Origin of the sequence: Roseomonas aeriglobus, assembly GCA_016937575.1 — a bacterium.
Classification (GTDB): Bacteria; Pseudomonadota; Alphaproteobacteria; order Sphingomonadales; family Sphingomonadaceae; genus Sphingomonas; species Sphingomonas aerigloba.
In genome coordinates this window covers 26,588-48,047 of record JAFHKN010000004.1, presented here as the reverse complement: position 1 = coordinate 48,047, position 21,460 = coordinate 26,588, and the positions used below count along the sequence as shown (strand labels likewise).

Below are 21,460 nucleotides of genomic sequence, written 5' to 3'. Positions count from 1 at the left end.
CCCGGTTAACGCTCGCGCGCGGGGGAGCCGATTTTCTCGTGCCCTGGAGGCGGAGCGAAGCGGAGGCGGAAGGGTGCGTGAAAATTGGGGGGACCGCGCGTCCTTGACGGCCCGCCAACCCCGCATGCCAGACTTCCTCATCACAGAGAGAGAAAATATTATGTTGTGGTGGGCACGCCGGGTCGGACCGAGCACGGGCGGCGGTGATGCGCCGCCAGGCGCAGCGCCGCAAAGGCAGCGCCAGTGAGCCCGGGAGGGCGAGCCAGCTGCCGCCGCCCGCGCGCAGGACGCCCGGCGCCGGCATAGGGATCGGCACCCGCAGGGCGGAGACCCCGCCAGGGGGCTCCGTGAGGCCCGCCAGGGCCGAATAGAGCCCGGTCCCGCCCACAAGGCGGGACGCCCCGCCCTGCCCCTCTACGGCCGTCCCACAGCCAGCACAGCAGGATCAGCAGGATCAGTCCCATTCATACTCGCCACCGTCATCCCCGGCATCGTAATCCGGCATCTCCTGGATTCCCGGGTCGTCTGGATCGCGGTTGGCATCGGGGTCCTCGCCGTGCGGGTCGGTCTGGATATCCGGTTCGGTTGCGAACCGGATATCTTCACCGATCCGGTCAGCAATGTCCGGCTCGACCGCGCTGTCATCGTCTAGCCAGCAGGAACGCGGACACTGGAGCAGCTGGTGACCACGATGGACGAAGGGCTGGCCGTTCATCAGGATGGGTAGCTCGGCGAGACGCCGGCAGGGTTCATTGCGACGGTTGCGGAAGCCGCACGGCACCGCCAGCGGGGCGAGCGCGACGGCATTGCCGTCGTGGTCGCCGCCGGCGGGTGCCGGCTCGTCGACCCGAGCGACCGGGTCCGGTGCCGCAGGTATCGGCTCGGGCGCGAACGGGTCGCCGTCGAACATGTCGCGCTGGACGGTCATGGTGCCGGACCTTTCAGGTGAGCGCGCGCTGGCGCAAGGCCGCGGTGCGAAGCACCGTGGGCGAGGCGTCCTGCGCGGGCGATGATGAAGCATGCGCGAAGGGCGACGCCCGCAGGCGCCGCCCGGTTCGCTGGCCGGTCAGTAGAACTCGGCGCGATCGGCGATGATCTCGCAGCCGTAGCGGTCGTTGCCGTCGCTGTCCTGCCAGCGGGTGTAGTGCAGGCGTCCCTCGATGGCGATGAGGTCGCCCTTCTTGCGGTTGCCGGCGATCGCCTTGGCGAGGCCGTTGAAGCAGGTGACCTTGTGGTATTCGGTCTCCTTGACGGTGAAGCCGTCGTCGCCTTTGTAGGTGTGGCCGTCCTTGTTGAGCTTCGGGCGATCGGTCGCCACGAAGATGGTCGCGACGCTGGTGGCGCGATTGACTTCGCGCAGTTCGGGGGTGCGGGTCAGGCGGCCGACGAGGTTCACGTTGTTCATGGCATTGCCTCCTTGGGTTGGTCGGCGGTCCGTCCGCCGGTGTCACCTGAAGGGCGTCGCGGTTCGGGGCGTCGCACCGGAGGGCGAGCTGGGCCGGCGCGCAGGCGGCGGGCCTGGTCGACCGGAGGGGAACCCCTTTTGCAGGGGTGGTGCGGGCAGCCGCGCGAAGCGCGGCAACACGGCCCTGCCAAAGGGGTTGCGAGGCCCCGGGGCGCGGCGCAGGTGACACGAAACGGCGGATGGGCCGTCGATCAGCCCAAGGTTCCCGCAGGCATTGCCATGGACAAACCTCGTGAACCGCTCATGTCGGTCGCCTGACCCGTACCCCCGAACGACCCGGCGCGAAGGCAGGCGTGCCGCCAGCGTCGCTCGCTGACCGACGTGGTGCCGCTCCGAAGCTCGACAAGGACGGCCGCGCCCGGGCGACGACGCACCGGCAAGGAGACCGGATGCCGCAAGGTCGCCCGACGGCCGATCCTCGCCAGGGCGATCGCCGGCGACCGCATCGGACAGGGGCGTCCTCATCGCCATAGGGGGCAAACGCCTGCCGATACCCGCTGGCAGAACAGCGACGGCTTTACGCGCCGCCCGGCTGCGGGATCATCGCCGATCGTGATGATCTTTCCACTCGGCCAGCGAACCGGGCTGTGTCTGCGGGCGCCGCCCTTCGGGTTGGCGAGGATCGATCGCCTACTCGGTTCGCCGGGTGGGGGTGATCCGATGCTCGACGATCAGCGCCGCGACACGTTGTACGATGCGGCTCGGCACCTCGGCGATGATGGTGCTACCGTCGTTACCGGCGCGAACGTCGGGTCCGACCCATGCGAAATCGTTCACGTCGTCCCACACGATGCGTGATCGGTCATCGAGGCCGAAGGCCTCAATGAATCGCGGCGGCAGAGGGACGGATGCAGCCGGTGAATAATCGCGCGTCGTCAGTGGCACCATCAGGACACGGAGCCTTCCGGCTGAGCGATAGCTGCCAACCACCATGCAGGGGCGGAGTTTCGAGCCGTCCTCGTCGCCCCGGTTATGTTCATGCCGCCAGAGGTAGAAATACCAGATCAGGTCACCGGCTTGCGGTTCAATCGACGTACTGATCGTTCTGGACGGACCCGGCGCTGGGCGTCGCGGTCCTGATGGCGTGGATGGCTTCATCGCTCAACTCCTGCGGCGAGAGCGCGAGGTGATCGAGGCGGGACAAGCGTTCGAACTCGGAGGCGGGTAGCATGACCACGCGGGCAGCGCCGTTGCGCTCGATCGCGATCGGATGCGTCATCGCCTCGTCGTAATAGAAGCCGAACCGCTTCGACACGTCGGTCGATCTGGCCTTTTCGATTGTAGGGGTCATGGTTTCCCTCATCTTTCGTTACGCGGCCGGGGATCGATTAAGCCCTGCGTCCGTCCAGGATGGGACCCTCATCTGGTCCTGCCAATGTTGTAACGGCCATCTTTCTGTTACATGGGAATCCGTATCTTCCGTAAAACGGAAGACAATCCGTACACCACGGACCGCGCGGCTGCAACAGGCACTAACGGCAACAGGGACCGCTTCGGCGATGAAGCGATCCCCGTCGAGGTGGCGATACGGGCGACGCGTCAGCGCCGCCCGATGCCGGTCAGACCCTCTCGTCGACCGGCGCGGTGCTGGCACCCAGCCCGTCTCCGGTGTCATCGCCTGCGCCCGAGGTCGCCACGTCACGGCCATCGGCGGTGAAGGGCAGCGCGGGTTCGCCATCGTCCGCCTTGACCCCGAGCGCGGCACCGACGTCGCGGCGCTTCTGGGCGCGCTGCCACACGACGTTGTACGAGCCGTCGTCCTGGCGGAAGGCCGAGACCTGGAGCGGCGCGGCGAGCGACGGATCGTCGATGCGGCCGTTGAGGAACGCCTCGCCGGTGTTGTTGGAGGTGAGTTCAAAGAACGCGCCGACCTGCACCCACGTCCGGCCCGGGGTGAGCGCATGGATCTCGTAGCGCGGGGCGCGCGGATTGGACGACTGGACCGGCTTCAGCGCGATCGTCATCGCGACCGCGAGGGTGGAAATGCGGCCCATGAAGATGCCCGCGTCGTTCTGCTTGATCTGACCGATGTTCATGACGTGTCTCCTGATGTCGTGCTGGACCCCATGTCCTCGACACCGATCTTCAATCCTCCTCCCCTCCCCGGCCCTTCGGCCGGGCAGGGCGCGATGAGCGCCCCTCACCGACCGCGTTCTTCACGCGGACGGTGGTGCGTGCGGGACGCGGATCGGGCTAGGTCAGGAGGATGCGCCGATGGCGCTGTTAGCTATCGGTCTCTGGCTTTCCCGGGACGATGGAGAGCGCAGGCGGTTTGAAGCCACCCAACCGGAAGTGCTCACCGATCGCGGCGAGGTCACCTAGAGCATTGTATTCCTGAAGCGTCAGCACGACGCTTTCGTTGTCGTCGGCCGAGAATATCGCGCGCGGACCATGACCTGGCCAGACCCGAACTTCGGGCGAGAACGACCCGGGCGAGCCTCCCGACCACGTCCTGAACGGAAGGTCGTTGGTGCAGCAGAAGTCCTCGATATCCTCGATATTGCCGTCCTGGACCTCGTGAGCATGGAGGCGCAGGGGTTCGCCGGATGTAACGGATTCAAGCGGTTCTCCCCCCCATTCGGTCGAGAGGCCGTAGAAATCGGCGAGTTTGTACAGTTCGGGCAGTCGATCGGCGGGAAGTTTCCCTCCGATCGTAATGGAGACGGAAACGCGGTCGGCCATGTCGGGACCTCGGGATGAAGTGGACGAGCCGGTCCCGCGAGCGGTGTCATCACCATTCGCCCGGCTATCCATTCAGCACCCCCTTCCCTTGAGCGTGGCCCAGGTTCGAACTGCGATAACCTGTGCTTATAGGGCGATAAAGCGAAACTATTGTTACACTGTCGTTCCGATACGGTGTTGAATTGAGACTGAAGCCCATAAGGCAAAAAGAAAGGCGACGCCGTATGCCGGCGTCGCCCCGAGTTTCGGCGTGCGGGAGCGAAAGGGGGCGCGCCCGTGCGCCATGCGGTGCCGTGAGGGAGTGCACGGCACCGGGGGTGGATCAGGCGTCCTCGGCGACGCGCTGGCGGCGACCGCGGCCCTTGCCGACCGGCTCCTCGACCGGGGCGGTGGTTTCGCCCAGGCCGTTGTCGGTGGCGCCCGCATCGTGATCGGGGCCGTTGCCGACCGGGCCGCCATCGGCGCCGAACGGCGGCGACAGATCGTCATCCGCCTTGACGCCGAGCGCGGCACCGACATCGCGGCGCTTCTGGGCGCGCTGCCACACGACGTTGTACGAGCCGTCGTCCTGGCGGAAGGCCGAGACCTGCAGCGGCGCGGCGAGCGACGGATCGTCGATGCGGCCGTTCAGGAACGCCTCGCCGGTGTTGTTCGAGGTGAGTTCGAAGAACGCCCCGACCTGCACCCACGTCCGGCCCGGGGTGAGCGCGTGGATCTCGTAGCGCGGCGCGCGCGGGTTGGACGACTGGACCGGCTTGAGCGCGATCGTCATCGCGACGGCGAGGGTGGAAATGCGGCCCATGAAAATGCCCGCGTCGTTCTGCTTGATCTGACCGATGTTCATGACGTGTCTCCTGTGATGTCGTGCTGGACCCCATGTCCTCGACACCGATCTTCAATCCTCCTCCCCTCCCCGGCCCTTCGGCCGGGCAGGGCGCGATGAGCGCCCCTCACCGACCGCGTCTTCACGCGGACGGTGGATCGTGCGGCAGGCGGACGATGTCGGTGCTCAGTGGGCGAGCTGGTCGGTGAGCGCGGTGCCGATATCGGCGTGCGCCGCGGCGAGCGCGCCGATCGCGCGGCTGACGACGTCGGTCGCCTCGTCGGTCGGATCGATGCACCAGCATTTGCCGGCGTGGCGGATGTCGATCAGCCGGTCGGACTTGTTGTCGATCCCGAACGTGTAGCCTTGACGCTGGTCGAAGCCGGCGACGGTGACGTCGGTGGTCTTCGCCTTGATCGTGACGACGGGCGCGACCGCGGAGGTCAGCAGCACGGTATCGCGCGGCGTTTGGGCCTGTGGCACGAGCGCGGGTGCGGGCGGCTTGCCGAGCGTCGGCATCTTCGGGATCGGCACGAGGCCGTTCACCGCGTCCTGCGCCATGTCGGCCGCCATTGCGGTCGCCATGAAGATGGCGGTGCGCGCGAGATCCTGGGCGATGGCTTCGCGGTGCGGCTCGGTCAGCGTCGGCAGGAGGTGGCAGAGTTTGGTGTCGAGCGCGAAGGCGACGGGCTCGGCGTTGGGATCGATGCACATGATCGTGACCTTTCGGCAAAATGCCCGGACCCCATGTCCAGGATGCCGATCCGGTCCCTCTCTCCTTCCGGCGCAGCCGGTGCCGGCATCGTCGCGGGGCGATGCCGTGTCGTTCAGCGAGGCGGTCGCGGATGTCGCATGAGGCGCTTCCTGGCGCTCGACAGGTGATCGATCGAGCGTTGCAGGAAGAAGGCGTGCGCGCTGTCGGATTCGAGTGAGCCCAACCGGTTTTCGAGCGTCTTGATGCGGTGGTCGATCGCGTCGATCGTCAGCATGATGTCGTCGAACGAGAGCGCGACGACGGTCTGCGGATAGGGATAGGGCAGCGCCGGCGCGACGAAGGCGAGGAAATGGGGCTGCACGGGCAAATGGTGCAGGAGGGCGGTCGCGACCGCGCGGCGGATCTGGGAGGCGCCGTGGACGAGTTCTGCTAGCAGCACGTCCATCGCCATCGGGCGGACGATGCGCAGTGCGCCGGGGTCGAGGGTGACGGCGATCGGATCGGTCGAGGCGAGACCGATGACGCCCTCCGACAGGATGGCGAGAACGTCGCCTTCCTCGATGCAGGGACCGTCATCGAGACAGGCGTCATGCGCGGCTTCGCTGGTGTCGAAATAATGGACGCGGTACATGCGCTGGTCCTTTCTCGCTGGGATCAGGAATATTGCGGGCGACGCGCGGGAAACCGCGCGGGCGGGAGGCCGGAGAAGCTGAAGGCGCGGAAGCGTCCGCCGGTGTAGGCGGCCGAATCCACCGGCGGGCGATGCCGCTGCAGGCGGTCGAGCAGGCGATTGGCGCGGCGCATCGCCGCGACCGCGGCCTTGTCATGGTAATGGAGGGCGATCACGCGGACGAAGGTGCCGGTATCGTACCACCAGCCCCCCTCCTCGGGGCCACCCCACTCACGGTCGATTTCGTAGAAGGCGAGGATGCTGCGCATTGGGTTAACTCCGGTTGTCACCGGGTCGGATGATCCTCCCGGTTCACAACAGCCGGTCCGCCTTCCCCTTCCTCAGACGTTGTCAACGGCGGAGCAAAAGTCGGCCATGGGGCGGCGTAAAACCAGGCCATCGAGTTACACGCCGGGGGGAGTGGCGTGAGGGCGTAGCCCGAGGGCCACTCCCCCCGGCATTGGCTTGATTTTTAGGGTCTGGTTTTGGCCTTGCGGGCCCGGCTGTGAGCGAGGCGATAGCTTTCGCCGTTCATCTCGAGGATGCTGACGTGATGGGTCAGGCGATCAAGGAGCGCACCTGTGAGACGCTCGGATCCGAAGGTTTCGGTCCATTCGTCGAAGGGCAGGTTGCTGGTGATCAAGGTGGAGCCGCGTTCGTAACGCTGGGAGATCAGCTCGAACAGCAGTTCGGCACCGGTCTTGGAGAGCGGTACGAAGCCCAGTTCGTCAATGATGAGCAGCTTGTATCCGGCCATCTGCTTCTGGAAGCGCAGGAGACGCCGCTCGTCGCGCGCCTCCATCATCTCGCTGACCAGCGCCGCCGCAGTGGTGAAGCCCACCGACAGTCCTTTCTGGCATGCTGCCAGTCCGAGCCCCAAAGCTATGTGCGTCTTCCCGGTGCCCGATGGCCCCAGAGCGATGGCGTTCTCACGCCGCTCGATCCACTCGCAGCGCGCCATCTCGAGCACCTGCATCTTGTTGAGCCTGGGGATGACGGCGAAGTCGAAGCTGTCGAGGCTTTTGACGGCGGGGAAGCGCGCGGCCTTGATGCGCCGCTCGACCATACGACGCTCCCTGTCGATCATCTCCATCTCGACGAGACGGGCGAGGAAGCGGATATGATCGACGCCTTCAGCGGCACATTGCCGGGCGAGCTTGTGATGCTCTCGCAGGCACGTAGGCAGCTTGAGCGCCTTGAGATGGTGAGCGAGAAGGATTTCCGGTGCTTGATCGCTCATGCGGCCTCCTGCCTGTCGGACAGCAGGCTCATATAGACTCTGGCAACGGTCTTCTCGACCGTCGTGCGTGGCAGGAAGGGATAGACGTCCAGGTCAAGCCTCGGCGGTACGCGTTCGACCTGGCACAGGACGAGGTGCTTGACGGCATCGAAGCCGATGGCGCCAAGGTCGATGGCCTGTTCCACCGCCGCCTGGAGATCGGCGATGGTGAACGTTTCCAGCAGGCGCAGCACCTGTACATATTCGCGCCTGCCATGTTTGTGCATGCGCCCTTCCATCAACCGCTGCAGCGTCCCGAACGCTTCGGGCAAATCCCAGCCCTGCAAAGGGGCGGCCTGGTCGAATGCGTTGATCTTCTGCTCGATCAGCGGGAGATAGTGGAGCGGGGCGAAGATAACCTCCTCGCGGGCATAGCAACGAGGATGACGGGCGATAACTTCGCTGCGGCATCCGATCACCACTTCATCGACATAGGCCCTGATCCAGACCTCCTGATGGCCCCAGACTACCGGAACCGAATAATCGTTGGTCCTGTAGCGCACCAGAGATTGCGAGGAGACCCGCCCGCTCGTCTGATCGCAGGCCTCGAAGGGTGTAGCGGGCAGAGGCTGCATGACCGCCAGATCGCGCTGCAAGCGCTCACCGATAGTCTCGCTCTCCCCGCGCACCTTGTCCTGCTGGCGCTTGCGGCATTGCTCCTCCAGCCACAGGTTGAAGGCCTCCCAGGTCGGGAACTTCGGGATCGGCACCATGAAATTGCGGCGGCAGTAACCTACCAGCCCTTCCACATTGCCTTTCTCGTTCCCCTTGCCCGGGCGGGCATAGCGGTCGCGGATCACATAATGCGACAGGAAAGCGCTGAACAGCGTGGCACGCTTGCGCGTGCCGTCTGGCAGGATTTTCGCCACAAGGCAGCGATCGTTGTCGTAAACGATCGAACGCGGCACCGCGCCGAAGAACGCGAAGGCATGAACGTGTCCGTCAACCCAAGCCTCCGCCACCGCCGCCGGATAGGCCCGCACATAGCAGGCGTCACTGTGCGGCAAATCGAGCGCAAAGAAGTAGGCTTTTTGCTCCACCCCGCCGATCTCCACCAGAGCTTCCCCGAAATCGGCCTGTGCATCTCCCGCCGGGTGCGCCAGCGGCACGAACATCTCCCGGCTGCGCTGCTCGCGCTCCCGGATGTAATCCTTGATGATCGTATAGCCGCCGGTAAAACCATGTTCGGTGCGCAAACGGTCGAATACCCGCTTCGCCGTATGGCGCTGCTTGCGCGGGACACCGCGGTCCCCCTCAAGCCATCCATCGATGATCGCCACAAACCCGTCCAGCTTTGGGCGCCGCGGCGCAGACTGTCGCCGATAACCCGGCGGCGATGAAAACGACAGCATCTTGCGCACCGTATCGCGCGACACATTGAAACGCTTCGCCGCCGCCCGTTGGCTCATGCCATCCGCGCAAGCCAAACGGACCTGAAGATAAAGTTCCACGCTGTAGATCCCCACACCTCCCTGACTCGGCAGAAAGGCTTCAAGGTGGACGACTTTTACGCCGCCCGCAGCGGGACTATCCCGCCGCTAGCGTGGCCGAATATTCCTCTGCCGTTCTCACATAGAGTGAAAGCCAGGCCTGAAGTGTCGCTTGGGGCATGCCGACCACCTAGCAGCAAGATGCTGACGGTCCATTAACCGCTGAATCGCGCATTAGTTACCAGGAGCTGGCGCGCCGTGTCGGCGATCATCGTGCCCAGGCCCTTGTCTCCCATCACCATCGAACTCATCAGACCCTTGGCCTGCTCGAGCGTCAGTTGCGGTGGAAACGGCACGACCTCGGGATCGGTCTTCACCTCGATGAGCGTCGGGCGATCGGCGGAGAGCGCAACTTCCCACGCCGGCCCAAGCGCGGATGGATCATCGACGTAGATGCCGCCAAGCCCCAGCAATTCCGCGAAGCGCGCGTAGGGGACGTCCGGAATATCCTGCGTCGTCGGGAAACGCGGATTGCCTTCCATCACCCGCTGTTCCCACGTGACCTCGTTGAGATCGCCGTTGTTGAAGACGCAGACGATGAAGCGCGGATCGCGCCACTGCTTCCAATATTTCTGGACGGTGATGAGTTCGGCCAGATTGTTCATCTGCATTGCGCCGTCGCCGACCAGCGCCACGACGGGCCGATCAGGATAAGCAAACTTGGCCGCGATCGCATAGGGAACCGCAGCGCCCATAGAGGCTAAACCGCCCGAGAGAGAGGCACGCTGCCCGACCTTCACGCGATAGTCGCGCGCGTACCAGTTGGCGCATGAGCCCGAATCCGAGGTGACGATCGCGTCGGCGGGCAGACGCGGCGACATTTCCCAGACCACGCGCTGGGGATTGACGGGCTTTGCTTCCGCCATGGCGCGTTCCTCGAGCGTCTGCCACCACTGCGCAGTCGCCTTCTCGATGCCTTCGCGCCAACTGCGATCATCCTTGCGCTGGAGCAGCGGGATCAGCGCTTTCAGCGTTTCGGCCGCATCTCCATGCAGGTTGACCTCGACGGGGTAGCGCAGCCCCAGCATCGATGCGTCGATGTCGACCTGCACGGCCCTCGCCTGCCCGTCTTTCGGCAGGAACTCGGCCCAGGGAAAGCCCGTGCCGATCAGCAGAAGCGTGTCGCACTCGCGCATGAGGTCGGACGATGGCTTGGTCCCGAGCAAGCCGATCGCCCCGGTCACGAACGGCAGATCGTCAGGCAGGACATCCTTGCCGAGCAACGCTTTGGCGACGCCGGCGCCAAGCAGGTCGGCGACCTCGGTCACCACGGCCGACGCGCCGCGGGCTCTCGCCCCAATCAGGATAGCGACCTTGGCGCCTGCATTCAGTACCTCCGCCGCGCGCGCGAGATCGGCGGGCTGCGGGACGACGATCGGATGTGCATAGCCGGTGCCCGAGCGGGTGAAGCCGTGCGCCTGGCCCGGCTCCTCATATTTCGTATCCTGTATGTCCTTGGGCAGCACGATGGTTGAGACCGCGTTGCCCGCGACCGCGATCCGGATCGCGCGATCGGTCACATGGCGGACCTGCGCCGGCGCGCTCGCCTCCTGCACATAGGCGGCGACGTCGGCAAACAGTCGGTCGAGATTGAGCTCCTGCTGATAGCTTGCACCGCGCACGGTGCTCTCGGCCTGGCCCGCGATCGCGAGGACCGGGACATGGTCGAGCTTGGCGTCATAGAGCCCGGTGATCAGGTGGGTCGCGCCCGGACCGCCGGTCGACAGGCAGACGCCGAGCTCACCGGTGAATTTCGCATGCGCCGTCGCCATGAAGGCCGCCATCTCCTCGTGGCGGACCTGGATGAACTCGATGCCCGAGCCTTCCTTCTCGGCGCGCTGGAGCGCCCCCAGCACGCCATTGATGCCATCGCCAGAATAGCCGTAGATTCGGCTCACGCCCCAATCCTTGAGGCGCTGGACGAAGAAATCGCTCGACATGCGGGCCATGCCGCCCTCCACTTTGGGATTTGGTTTCGAGCCGGAGAGGTTCAGTCACGCATGCTCGCGCTGACGAGAAGAACGTCGCAGTGCGCACAGGCGTTCCCGCCGGTCGGCGGCTTCGCCCCCATCGGTGCGCGCTAGGGCCGGCCCGACGGCGAGCTCGCTTCTTCGGTCGTTGAGGCATGTCGGTGTCGCTCACTGCCCAACCGCGCCAGGTCATCGGTTTGCGACTGTCCAAACGCGGACAGCTAAAACCTGTCATTCACCGCCGAAACGCTTCGCGAGACGCGCACTCGCTCCGCTCTTGGCCGCCAGCTTCGCGCCATAGCGCATGACCGTCTTGGGATCGCGCCAGCGATAGGCCTGCATGATGGCGGGCAGGCTCTCTCCTGCCGCAAAATTGTCTTGCGCCACGCCAACCCGGATCGAATGGCTCGACACGGCCGCGACCCAGCGCTCGAGCTCGGCCTCGCTCATCGCCCCCAGCAGTTTCTTGTCGAATGCCTGGCGGATCAACCGCTTGTAGATGAGCGTGATCGTGCCGGGGTTGAGCGCCTCCTCTCCCACACCGCGGATCGAGCCATCGAACCAGGTTTCGACGCGCCGGAACAGGGCCCCGCGCGCAATCCCGGCCTTGTCGCACCATTCAGCGATCGCGCGCATGGTCGCGGGCGAGAGATAGGCGAGAGCCCCCTGCCCTTCCTGATCGGTCTTGCTGCGGCCGATCTCGACCACCCCTGCCCCGTCGACGTCGGGCCCGTCGATATGCTCGATACGCATCGCCGCGAGTTCGGAGCGCCGGCAGCCGGTATCATAGTTGACCTGCAGTAGCGCGCGATCGCGCGCGCCCAGGAGATCGCGGCGCGTGGCCTTGAGGAGGACCGCGAGGCTCACGCCGCTCGCCGGCGCGTCGAGATCGCTGACATCGCCCTTGTAGCGGATACCCCGCGCCTGCGTCTGGCGGGTGCCGAGAAGCTTGCGCGCCGCCTTGTGCTCGAGCTGCACGAGCGGGGCTGCGGTCGGATCGTCCAGCCCCGCCATGCGATAGGCCCAGCCGATATTGACGAGATAGCGCGCGATCGTCGCGGCCGCCCTCTGCGGCGTCGCCCGCGTCGCCTCATCATGATCCTGACCCGACAGCGCGCGGACATAGGCCGCGACGGTCTCGGCGGTCGCCTCCCCTGCCCGCACTCGGGTGCGCCGGCACCAAGCATCCCAGAGCTTCATGTCGGAAAGGAACGCGCGGATCGTGTTCGGCGACCAGGCCCGCGCCGCGGCCGCGATGACCTGCGGATCGACCGCCGCCTTGTCGATAGCCAGCGCGCGGACCTCGCCCACGACGTCGTCGGCGCCGGCGGGCGGCGTGCTTTGCCTGCGGGTGAGGGCCGTTTTCGCCATGACGGCGAGACATAGCCCGGTCCTTCTCATAATAATAGGGTCGTGATAATCTCCCATTATCACGACTACGCATACGAGCCAATTTGACTGAGAGCAGCTCTGGGTTAAAAGACGGCGTGGACGCGCCTCTCTCGAACAGCCGCTACGGCCCCGCCTACAGCGCGAAGATGGTCTCCGCGATCGCCTCCTGCACGGCCGCCATTACGCGTCTCGATGCCCGGTTTTGCGTTAGTTCGGTGGCATCGGCCTGGGCACGCCGCGCCGCCTGGAGTGGCTACACCCGGGCCCTGCAACTGCAATCGGCCGAGATCGACGAAATTGACGTATTTTCCTGGGGCTGCGGGCTGCAAATCCCCGGCCGGCCGCTGCGGTCGACCAACCTCGACCTGTTCGATCGCTTTCCCGCCTGGGAAGCGGCGCTGCGCGATCCCGACCCCCTCGCCTGGCGCGACGCGCTCCCGACCGCGATCGGCGAGATCGAGATAGCCGCGGACCATTCGCCGCTGATCCGCGCGCTCGATCGGGTCCGCCAGCATGCGCGTCTCGACAGCACCGCCCTGCCCTGGCTCTCGCTGCCCTTCGCTCTGCGCGACAAGGGGATGGTGACCACTCCCCTGCCCTGCCTCGTGGGCGGCGTGAAGGCGTTTAGGCTGAAGCGAACTGTCGGAGACGAGGACTGGTATGCGGCCATGCGCAGCCTTGAGGCAAGCGCCACCGCAAACCTCGCACGGTTGCACGAGCTGGAAAAGCTCCATCGCGCGGCCCAGCATGCGATCGTCGCGGAATATCGACCTGGCCACCTCCCGGGGCTCGCGGCCCTCCTCCATCACCGGCCACTGCTCTCGCCTCAGTCGCTGGCGGAGCTGCTCAGCATGAGCGTTGCCGGCGCGAGCAAACTGCTGGGCCGTGCCGTCGACTGCGGCTTGCTCGTGGAGATCACCCAGCGGCGGACCTGGCGCGTGTTCCTGAGCACGGACCTTGCCATCGAGTTTGGCTTTGCAGCGCCCAAGCGTGGACGGCCGCGCAACGTGGTCCCTCCCCCGCCAGCGAGCCGCGAGCTGTCGGAGGTCTTCGATGCCTTCGATCGCGAGATGGAGAACATCGACAAGCTTCTCCAGCATCGCGCCGAGAGTTTGTGAACGACAGTCCGCAGGAGGATCTTTCGCTTGCCGCCCGGTCTGATGAACCGGTCTATCAACCGGAGCATCCTTCTGTCGAACGATTGGAATGTCGTCGGCTGGCCGGGGCCTCTCTACCGAGGTGCGCCGGCAAACCTTTCACCAAAGGGGTAGCTGCCTCCCCTCCCCTGTTCGCAATTCATAGCGCTGGATGCAGCAAGAACTGATTTGCCGGCGAGCGCGGTCTCGTTCCCCTTGTCCCAGTGGTGAAACACGAGCTCTGCAGTCGGCGGCTATCGTCTATCGATAGTTGAAGGCGGTAGCTGCAATGTCCAGTCCACGGGTTCTCTGACCCACAACGGCATGCTTCTCGTGATCAGGCTTGGCAGGAAGGCCCCACAGCGGCCTTCTGGGCGCTTTGCTTGCCGTGGGGATAGCCGAGAGCGGAAACACGCTGTGCGGGCTGCTGGCGGCGCTCAGTGCAGGTCGGACTTCGTTCGGGTCTTGGAAAATGGCTCCTGTCACGGTGCCCTCGGCGACCTGAGCGTAGTGAGGTGCTCCGCGATGGCTGGCTTGCAAGGAGTCTAGGCGCCGCGATAATCGACGTCGATCTGCGGTCGGGTGTGTGAGGCGACGCACGCGACGGAGCTTTTTGGGTGGACGACGTGCTTAGTGCGCGGCGATCGTCCCTTCCCCTTCTTTCCAATCAATTCTTCAAAAGAAGGGAGCGCCGCAGGCGTGTTAATCTCTTTAGAGAATAGGATAAAAAGTTAAGCTGTGGATGGATCTTTCGCGACTCGCCGATTCAGCGCGAGTCGGGAGTTCAGCGCCGTTCCCATTATACCGTTTGGCCGTTCCTGAAATACCCTGCGGGGCGTTCCCATTGAACCGTGATTCGGTTCCTCATGTACCGTGCCCCGTTCCTGAAATACCGTGGGCACGGCGCGGGCCACAGGACGTCTCCAAGGGAGTAAAACGCGTTTTACTCGTCCGCAAAGTGGCTGTTTTCCGTGCCTTTCAGGCATGTTACACCCGGCAGCGCTCGTTGTCGAACTATAGGCGTCAGGCGAGGCCGCCCTGTGTTCGGAGGAGTCGAGCGGCATTTCCGCGGCCCTCCCGAGTCCTTGGGCGAATCATTGACGGTCTTTTAGGAACGGGACCCTGCGGAACTGACCTAAAACGGCGATGATCTCGACGTTTTGTTGCCTTGAGCGCATCCCGCTCGGCTGCCTGGACCGCGAAGTTTCGAGGTTTCTCGGGAGCCGGCCAGTGATCTCGACGGTACATTGAGAACGGGGCTTGGCCAGGCGATGGGCGCCGATTGTGGATGTCTAGCGCTCCCGGAGGCGTTTGCAGTCGAAGCATTCACGGTATTTCAGGAACGGCATCGAAGCAGCGAGGATGACTCCCCCTCCCCTCCCCAGCCTCTTTGGAGCGTCGACAGTTTGACCTTTAGAGTCCTCTAGCAAGGAGGAACCCCTCCGACTTCAGTCGGATACTGGCTTCAGCCACAGACTCGCGTGCTAGCCTGTAACCTCGGGAAAAGCGGAAGCCGCCGAAGGCGTGAAGCTTCCGCTTTTCCCGAGGTTACAGGCTATGGCGTATCGGTCCGGTTGTCACACCACATTCCATCATCGCTACCATCTCGTTTGGGCGCCGAAGTATCGGTACAAGGTGCTGATCGGCGATGTTCGGCTACGGGTGCGCGAGATCATCCGTCAGGTCTGTGCCGAGATGGGCGTGAAGATCATCAACGGCGCGCTGTCGAAGGACCACGTACACATGTTCGTCGAAATCCCGCCGCACGTCTCGGTCAGCGACTTCGTGCGCCGGGCCAAGGGGCGCTCATCCCGCAAGATCCAACAGGAATTCGAGCACATCCGCAAACGATATTGGGGCCAACGCTTCTGGCAGCGCGGCTACTTCTCGACCACATCCGGCAACATCACCGATGACATCATCATGCGTTACCTCGACCGACATACCCACAAGGACGGCTTCAGCCCCACCGCTTGATCCTACCGGCGTCAGCCGGTCAGTGATTCAGCTATCAGATCCGGGCAATCTGATCACAAATCCCACCCTATAAGCGCCGTTCTCTAAGTACCGTGACGGCTGCCTGGAGAGGTGGAACGGGCGATCCTCCCGCTGGCGCAGCTGTGCCCGGCAAAGCTCATCCGAGAAGAAGGCTGGCAAAGGATCGCGCGTGGTTGGATCTTCGCAGCCCACGCACATTTGATGGGGCGCCATACAGACGGGTCCGGGGCCCGGCTCGCTACTTCGGGAACGGTCCACACGGATAAGTTGACGTGCGCGCGCGAGCCATTCTCGACCCTGTTCCTGAAAGACCGTTTTGGCGGATTGCGCCTACGGCGTCGATCAGTTGACCGGACGCTGCTTCGCGCAAAAGGTCGCGAATATCTGTGTGATGTTCTTCGCGTCGAACGCTATCTCGCGCTGCCGGAGGAAGTTCCGGAAATCGTCTCCAACGAGACCGTGGTCGCGTTGGGGGCTGGGCAGGTTGGCGCGGGCGATCGCACCGAATGCCGAATGCGAGATATGCCCGCTCGAGGGGAAGGAGATAGCCGGTTCCTCGGGCGCCTTTTCCTTGACGGCCGCAGGCGAGGCTTGGGCGAGGGCAGGGGAGGGCTTGCCCTCCTCGGACGGCTCGCGATCGCGCCTGGTCATGCGCAGCAGCGGTTCGGCATCGTCACGCTGTTCGATGTCCAGGGAGTAGCCTGGCAGATCGTTCTCCCGAGCGATCTTGGTCATCTCGAACTTGAAGCGCCGATAATCGCCTTCCGCGCCGGATTTCTCGAAGAGCGTTGGCATCGAGATGGCGAAACCGTCGCTTCCGGCCCCACCCGCATGTTTGCGCGCGACCCGATAGAGCCAGCGTTCGCGCCCGCCTGTGAGCGAGAAATAAGCCGGATCGATGGCGAGCACGCCGCCGTCCATCAACACCCCGTCGTAGAACCATTTCGCGAGGGTAATTCTCATTCCCCGCACGTTTCCGGACCGATCCTTAAGCTGGCTGTGACTGTCGATCCAGGAGAAGGTGGTCTCGACGGCATCTCCTGAGCGGATGTTCGTCTTCACCGTGGTCGATTGGAGCCTGTCGAGGGCATTGCCCAGAAGATCGTAAGCGCGTCCACCAACCTCGCGCTTCAGAGTCTTCAGCATGTCGTATGGGACGACGTGGAGCGTCTGCGGGATGTCGTTGGCACCTCGCCGCTTGTGCTCGATCAAAACTGACGCGCAGTAAATCAGTATGTCGAGGTCGTAGATAGTCGCCAGACCATATTCCGAATTAGCGGAGACATGGACGGTGATCTTACGATCCGGACTGACATAGTCGATCGGCTTGAGTCGCTTGCGCTTCGACAGCGAGAAAAAGGGCCGCTCCATCGTTTCGCGCTGATCCCGAAGAGGAAGCGCAGTCAGCTGAGGGAGAAAGAGGTCTACTTGACCGTCTTCGCGGTGATCCTGTTGCATCTCGTGTCCCGTGGCATCGGTAAAACGCATTTTACCGGGAGCCAACTAATTGAAAATAAAGCGTTAAACTAGATTTTACTCAATTTCGACTGAACTTCGCACTCTCAAGGGCAGGGCGGAGCGCTTCGAGGATCTCGTCGACCGACGCTGTGCCCTTGGGGTTGATGTTGATCGTAATTCCCTTGGCCCGTGTATCAGCAAGAACCTGTCCGATCTCGCGACCCGAGGCGGCGGTGAGGGCCGGCTTGGCACGGGGTACAGGCTTCTTCGACGCCGCGGGAGCCACTGCGGCTGCGGCCAGGCGCTCACAGACCTTGATACCCTCAATCTTGTCGCTTCCAGCGTCCTTCAGCGCCTGTTGCTCGGCACCGAGGGCTATAGCTGCGGCGATGATCGCGTCGCGGTGCTGTTCGTTCTTCAGCAGGGGCGAGAGCCGCATGCCGTGTCGGACCTTGAGGTCTCCGGGCTCGGCGAACGCTGCCACGACCTCGTCCGGCAACTCCGCGAGCTGGAGGAGGTTGTGGAGGTTCTGCTTGGCGATGGCCAAGCGATCGGCCATCTGCGTGCGAACCCCGTTGTAATATGCGTCGACAGCGTGCCTGTAATTGCGCGCACGCTCCAAATCGGTGACGTCCTCGCGCTCTCGATTTTCCAAATCGGCGAGCCGGAAAGCGGCCTCGTCATCGAGCGTCTCGATACGCGCTACGAGCTCGATTTCGCTATGGTTGTTGGCATTCAGCCAGGAAACCGAGAAATGCCGGCGGGTGCCGACGATCAACTCGTAGGGGGTCTCGGCGTTCGGCGTCCGCCGCACCACAACCGGCTCGCGGTTCGTCCCCTCCTCGCGGATGGAATCAATGAGCGAGGCACAGCGTTCGTGGCTCAGCGCCGCATGATCGCGAGCATTGCCCGGCCAGATGGAGCATTCCGAGGGCTTCAGACGGATAGTCGGACGTTTGACCGTGCGGGCGATTTCATCGAACGCAATACCACGCCGCTCCAGGAATGAGGGCGTCGAAGGTTCGTCGACCGGCTTATCGCGATCGACCAGCGCCTCGGCATCCGCGACTTCGGCCACGGACGTGGGGGCAGGGGTCGTGCCGATGCTTTCGATGGCATTCGCCAGTAGGCTGCGACGCCGGCCCCCTGCGCTGCTCATGCCGCCTCCGTCAGTCTGTCGGTGCCGACCTGCGCCATACGCGACGGCCACTGCTTGCAAATATCCTTTTCGATCTCGCGAAACACCATGTTGAGGTTGTCACGGCACCGCGTGTACGTCTGGTGCGACCCATATGGTTTGTTGATTTCGTAGATCGACGACATCGACAACCCGGCATTCTTGATCTCTTCCGACAGGAGTATCGGCGTCGACAGCATCTGGCCAGCGTAGGTCTTCTCCATGACCTGAAGCATTTGAGCCTCGTTGGTCCTGTTGGGCTGGAACATGGTGCAGACGACGCGAATGAACCCGTAGTCGATCGAAGTGTCGAACTTCGAGACGAGGTCCATCGCTTCGCGACAGGTCTGCATGAAGTGGATTGTCGAAAGATAATCGAGTTGCCGAGCCGGCACGGGGATCAGCAAGCCGTCCGCGGCCGTCAACGTGTTCACGCCCAAAAAGCCCATGGCAGGGGGAGGATCGAGGATAACGACGTCATAGTCGTGCCGGACCTCTTCCAGGCCAATTCTCAGCATGCGGAACGCGCCGGCAATGGCGGTAGGGCCCTCCTCGATGGTTGCTGTCAGTTCCCACTCGGTGTCCTGGAGGCCCAGGTTGGCGGGGCAGATATCGATATTCGGCCACGCGGTCTTTTGGATCGTCTTTCGCAGCGAATCGGCTTCGTCGATTCTGGGGGAGAGGAAGTTCGAGAGCGTGTGCGTCTCGTCCACCAATGCCTCTAGATTGACGTCGAACATAACACTCATCGACGCCTGGGGATCGCAATCGACAACAAGAACGCGATATCCCCGCAGCGCAAGGTAATCTGCAAGATGCTTGCCCGTCGTCGATTTGCTGACGCCGCCCTTGAAGTTCTGCACGGCGATGACGACCGCGCGCTCGGAGGGCAATTTACCCATCTTGATGCCGAGCTTCTCGCGAATGGCGATCAAATCTTCGACCGTGTAGAATCGGCGTCCGTTGGTGGCCGTCTTGGGGGCGGGCAAGCGTCCGCGCGCCTCAGCCTTGGAAAGCGCTTCCGGCGTTCGGCCGAGCAATTCAGCGGCGACTGTCGCCCCCATTGAAATGTTCAGCGTTTTGCGATCGGATGGATCAATGGCCGCCTGTCGCAGCACGGTCTTGGCATTCTCGCACGAGGTAATCATCGCATCGAGAATCTGACCCGACAGCATGGGCATGTCCCCTTTTTGAACCCAAACCGGCCACGGTTCGTGAAAAGCACCGCATAATGGCCCCTAATCCCGGACAGATATGCCAAATGCAGGGTGGTTAGTCAAATAGGGTGACCTGACCCGGCGTGCGCAGGGACAAGCCCTCTTATTGCCCCCGAGTCCCGGACCATCCGCGTGTGTATCATTTCGCCTATAAACCCGGACGAAAATCAAGATGAGTCACTCGCCAGCACGCGCCGCTTGAGGACTTATCCTCAAGTCTTGTCCGACTTTGAAGCTCAGACAACGGGCATTCACAGCAACGCGAATCATCTCAAAGATGATTGGCGGGCACAGCGTCAGAGATGGAACCTCTCAGTCCACGGCGATTCGGCTCGAGCCGGGACTATTCGCTCCAACAACTGCTTTCGAGACATGAAAAGAGTCGCGTCTCGCACGACCCATCGCGCGATCTGTTCCGTCTTGCTTCTCCGATAACCACTAAAACGGTGTTCGTGGAGAAGGGGAGGGGGGCCGAGGTTGTGAAAGGAGCCGATCATGGCCCTCACAGCCGAACGACCTTCGCAGCAACTCATCGATCTTGTTGGCGCACTTGGCGGCACATGGCACGGCAGAACCGCCATGTGCCTTTGCCCGGCGCATTCCGACAGCACCCCAAGCCTGTCGATCCGCCAGGGCAATCGCGGAATTCTAGTGACCTGCTTCGCCGGATGCGACCGGGAAGACGTTCTGCGTGAACTCCGACGCGTGCCCATTCGCGACCATTTCAGCTATACCGATACTCCTGCCGTCTCTTCCGGCAATGCCAGCCGGCTATGGGATGACGCCCTTTCCCTCGGAGGCACGCTGGCAGAACGCTATCTATAGCGGCCTGCAATGATGCTCGACCAAACGCGCAATAGAGGGGAGTTTTCGGCGCAGATTAGTTGAGACGGATGGCGTTGCTCGACGCACATTGCGTGAGACGCAGCGCACGATCGGTGAGACGGACGCACAATGCTGATACGCTGACGCAGGATGCCGGTTTGGCGCCATCACAGCGGCAACCCTGCCGCCCTCATCTCGTCGGTGAGTTCACGGGTCCGCACCGGGTCGAGGCCACCATGCAGCAGCTTTCGGAGCTCGGCGAGCTTGGTGTAAACCAAATCGGGTCAACCTCCACCAAGGCCTTTTTCAGCGATCTTCAACTGCTGTGACATCAATTTGAAGCAAACGTGCTGTACACATCGCATGTTAAAGCCTGGAATTAATATCAAAGCTAATCGGAGCCTGCGGTGATGGAAAGGCGCAAGTCACCTCGGCTACTAGGCGTTTTGGCTATTGCCTTGGCGGCGCTTGGCGTTGTCAGTTCCCTGGTTCTTCGTCAATCTGGATCCTATAGCGATAAGCGCGGCGAGGTCCAGGTGGTCACCGGCTCCTCTGCATTGCCTTCCCTGACCCCCAGCGCTATCTCCTCACGCGTGGCCGATACCACAGAGGAGAAGAGTAGCGCATTCGATATTTCAGGCGATCCGGAACGGGTCCGGCGTTCCCTTCACAGCCAAAGCCGCGATCTCGCATGGGCACCGGGTACCGAAGGCAAGATCAGAGAAGTATTTGCCTCGGCTGGCGCTCCCACGCAAATTTCCGTAGATTGTCGATCAGCCGGATGCGAAATCAAGGGTGAGCTTTCGGGCCTTAGCAGCTCAAACTTGCCGCAAGTGTTAAATCGGATCGCTGGCGAACCAGTCAACAAAGCTTTGCGCGCAAGCGGCTTGACGCCAGACAAAAGTCCAACATACAGCATTATTTCAAACGACCCGGTGAGGGTATCGTTTAGCAGAGTCGTCTCGCGTGATATCGCTCAGGTGGAGCGATAAGAGATGCCGTTTCGCTTTATCATACGATCCGTGGCTCTCAAGGGATTGTTTGTATTTACCGGCTGCATTCAACTTTCTGCATGCTCAGCTGTAGCGCCGTACGTAGCGGCATCTCCACCTACCGATATCGTGATCCCGGAACATTTAAATGGCCGGCTGTCGTACCGCGGC

The 21,460-nt window shown here is 63.3% G+C and carries 21 protein-coding genes; 4 read left to right on the top strand and 17 right to left on the bottom strand.

Annotated elements, in window-relative coordinates:
• Window positions 1-454: 454 nt before the first annotated feature.
• The 14 genes from JW805_18785 to JW805_18720 form a co-directional block, all read right to left on the bottom strand.
• Window positions 455-928 (bottom strand): hypothetical protein, encoded by a 474-nt coding sequence (locus tag JW805_18785; GenBank protein ID MBN2974051.1) that lies wholly within the window; start codon window positions 926-928, stop codon window positions 455-457.
• Window positions 929-1,066: 138 nt separating this feature from the next.
• Window positions 1,067-1,405, bottom strand: coding sequence for a single-stranded DNA-binding protein (locus JW805_18780; protein MBN2974050.1), 339 nt, complete (start codon window positions 1,403-1,405; stop codon window positions 1,067-1,069).
• 690 nt (window positions 1,406-2,095) lie between these two features.
• Entirely contained in the window at window positions 2,096-2,353 is a 258-nt protein-coding gene (locus tag JW805_18775; protein ID MBN2974049.1) for a hypothetical protein, read from the bottom strand.
• Window positions 2,354-2,489: 136 nt separating this feature from the next.
• Window positions 2,490-2,756 carry a type II toxin-antitoxin system Phd/YefM family antitoxin gene (locus JW805_18770; protein MBN2974048.1) on the bottom strand — a complete coding sequence of 89 codons (267 nt, stop codon included), beginning with the start codon at window positions 2,754-2,756 and terminating at the stop codon, window positions 2,490-2,492.
• A gap of 268 nt (window positions 2,757-3,024) precedes the next feature.
• A complete protein-coding gene (locus JW805_18765; GenBank protein ID MBN2974047.1) occupies window positions 3,025-3,501 on the bottom strand; it encodes a DUF736 domain-containing protein in 477 nt (158 codons plus the stop codon).
• Window positions 3,502-3,688: 187 nt separating this feature from the next.
• Window positions 3,689-4,147, bottom strand: coding sequence for a hypothetical protein (locus tag JW805_18760; GenBank protein MBN2974046.1), 459 nt, complete (start codon window positions 4,145-4,147; stop codon window positions 3,689-3,691).
• Between the two features lie 322 nt (window positions 4,148-4,469).
• A complete protein-coding gene (locus JW805_18755) occupies window positions 4,470-4,991 on the bottom strand; it encodes a DUF736 domain-containing protein (protein MBN2974045.1) in 522 nt (173 codons plus the stop codon).
• Window positions 4,992-5,156: 165 nt separating this feature from the next.
• A complete protein-coding gene (locus JW805_18750; GenBank protein MBN2974044.1) occupies window positions 5,157-5,684 on the bottom strand; it encodes a hypothetical protein in 528 nt (175 codons plus the stop codon).
• Window positions 5,685-5,797: 113 nt separating this feature from the next.
• Window positions 5,798-6,316, bottom strand: coding sequence for a hypothetical protein (locus JW805_18745; GenBank protein MBN2974043.1), 519 nt, complete (start codon window positions 6,314-6,316; stop codon window positions 5,798-5,800).
• A 23-nt stretch (window positions 6,317-6,339) separates the two neighbouring features.
• Window positions 6,340-6,624, bottom strand: coding sequence for a hypothetical protein (locus JW805_18740; protein ID MBN2974042.1), 285 nt, complete (start codon window positions 6,622-6,624; stop codon window positions 6,340-6,342).
• A gap of 203 nt (window positions 6,625-6,827) precedes the next feature.
• Window positions 6,828-7,595, bottom strand: a complete 768-nt coding sequence (gene istB, locus JW805_18735) for an IS21-like element ISSsp5 family helper ATPase IstB (protein ID MBN2974041.1) — start codon at window positions 7,593-7,595, stop codon at window positions 6,828-6,830.
• Complete coding sequence (istA, locus tag JW805_18730) at window positions 7,592-9,085, bottom strand: IS21 family transposase (protein MBN2974040.1); 1,494 nt, start codon at window positions 9,083-9,085, stop codon at window positions 7,592-7,594. Before istA ends, istB begins: the two co-directional genes overlap by 4 nt.
• 194 nt (window positions 9,086-9,279) lie before the next feature.
• Complete coding sequence (locus tag JW805_18725; protein ID MBN2974039.1) at window positions 9,280-11,073, bottom strand: thiamine pyrophosphate-requiring protein; 1,794 nt, start codon at window positions 11,071-11,073, stop codon at window positions 9,280-9,282.
• A gap of 252 nt (window positions 11,074-11,325) precedes the next feature.
• Window positions 11,326-12,465: a tyrosine-type recombinase/integrase gene (locus JW805_18720; GenBank protein MBN2974038.1), complete on the bottom strand. Its 1,140-nt coding sequence runs from the start codon at window positions 12,463-12,465 to the stop codon at window positions 11,326-11,328.
• A gap of 116 nt (window positions 12,466-12,581) precedes the next feature.
• Between JW805_18720 and JW805_18715 the strand changes: the two genes are divergently transcribed.
• Both JW805_18715 and tnpA read left to right on the top strand, forming a co-directional pair.
• Window positions 12,582-13,604 carry a hypothetical protein gene (locus JW805_18715; protein ID MBN2974037.1) on the top strand — a complete coding sequence of 341 codons (1,023 nt, stop codon included), beginning with the start codon at window positions 12,582-12,584 and terminating at the stop codon, window positions 13,602-13,604.
• A 1,575-nt stretch (window positions 13,605-15,179) separates the two neighbouring features.
• On the top strand, window positions 15,180-15,599 hold the full coding sequence (gene tnpA / locus JW805_18710) for an IS200/IS605 family transposase (protein MBN2974036.1): 420 nt from the start codon (window positions 15,180-15,182) through the stop codon (window positions 15,597-15,599).
• 363 nt (window positions 15,600-15,962) lie between these two features.
• Here the strand turns inward: tnpA and JW805_18705 are convergent, their stop codons facing one another.
• Genes JW805_18705 through JW805_18695 form a run of 3 tightly spaced genes read right to left on the bottom strand, consistent with a single transcriptional unit; the run spans window position 15,963 to window position 19,436 of the window.
• Window positions 15,963-17,108 (bottom strand): replication initiator protein A, encoded by a 1,146-nt coding sequence (locus JW805_18705; GenBank protein MBN2974035.1) that lies wholly within the window; start codon window positions 17,106-17,108, stop codon window positions 15,963-15,965.
• 49 nt (window positions 17,109-17,157) lie between these two features.
• A complete protein-coding gene (locus tag JW805_18700) occupies window positions 17,158-18,237 on the bottom strand; it encodes a ParB/RepB/Spo0J family partition protein (protein MBN2974034.1) in 1,080 nt (359 codons plus the stop codon).
• Window positions 18,234-19,436, bottom strand: coding sequence for an AAA family ATPase (locus JW805_18695; GenBank protein MBN2974033.1), 1,203 nt, complete (start codon window positions 19,434-19,436; stop codon window positions 18,234-18,236). The genes JW805_18700 and JW805_18695 overlap by 4 nt, the downstream gene beginning before the upstream one ends.
• Window positions 19,437-19,967: 531 nt before the next feature.
• On the opposite strand from JW805_18695, the gene JW805_18690 reads away from it, so the two are divergent.
• Both JW805_18690 and JW805_18685 read left to right on the top strand, forming a co-directional pair.
• On the top strand, window positions 19,968-20,297 hold the full coding sequence (locus JW805_18690) for a hypothetical protein (protein MBN2974032.1): 330 nt from the start codon (window positions 19,968-19,970) through the stop codon (window positions 20,295-20,297).
• Window positions 20,298-20,365: 68 nt separating this feature from the next.
• Window positions 20,366-20,626, top strand: coding sequence for a hypothetical protein (locus JW805_18685; protein ID MBN2974031.1), 261 nt, complete (start codon window positions 20,366-20,368; stop codon window positions 20,624-20,626).
• Window positions 20,627-21,460 lie beyond the last annotated feature (834 nt).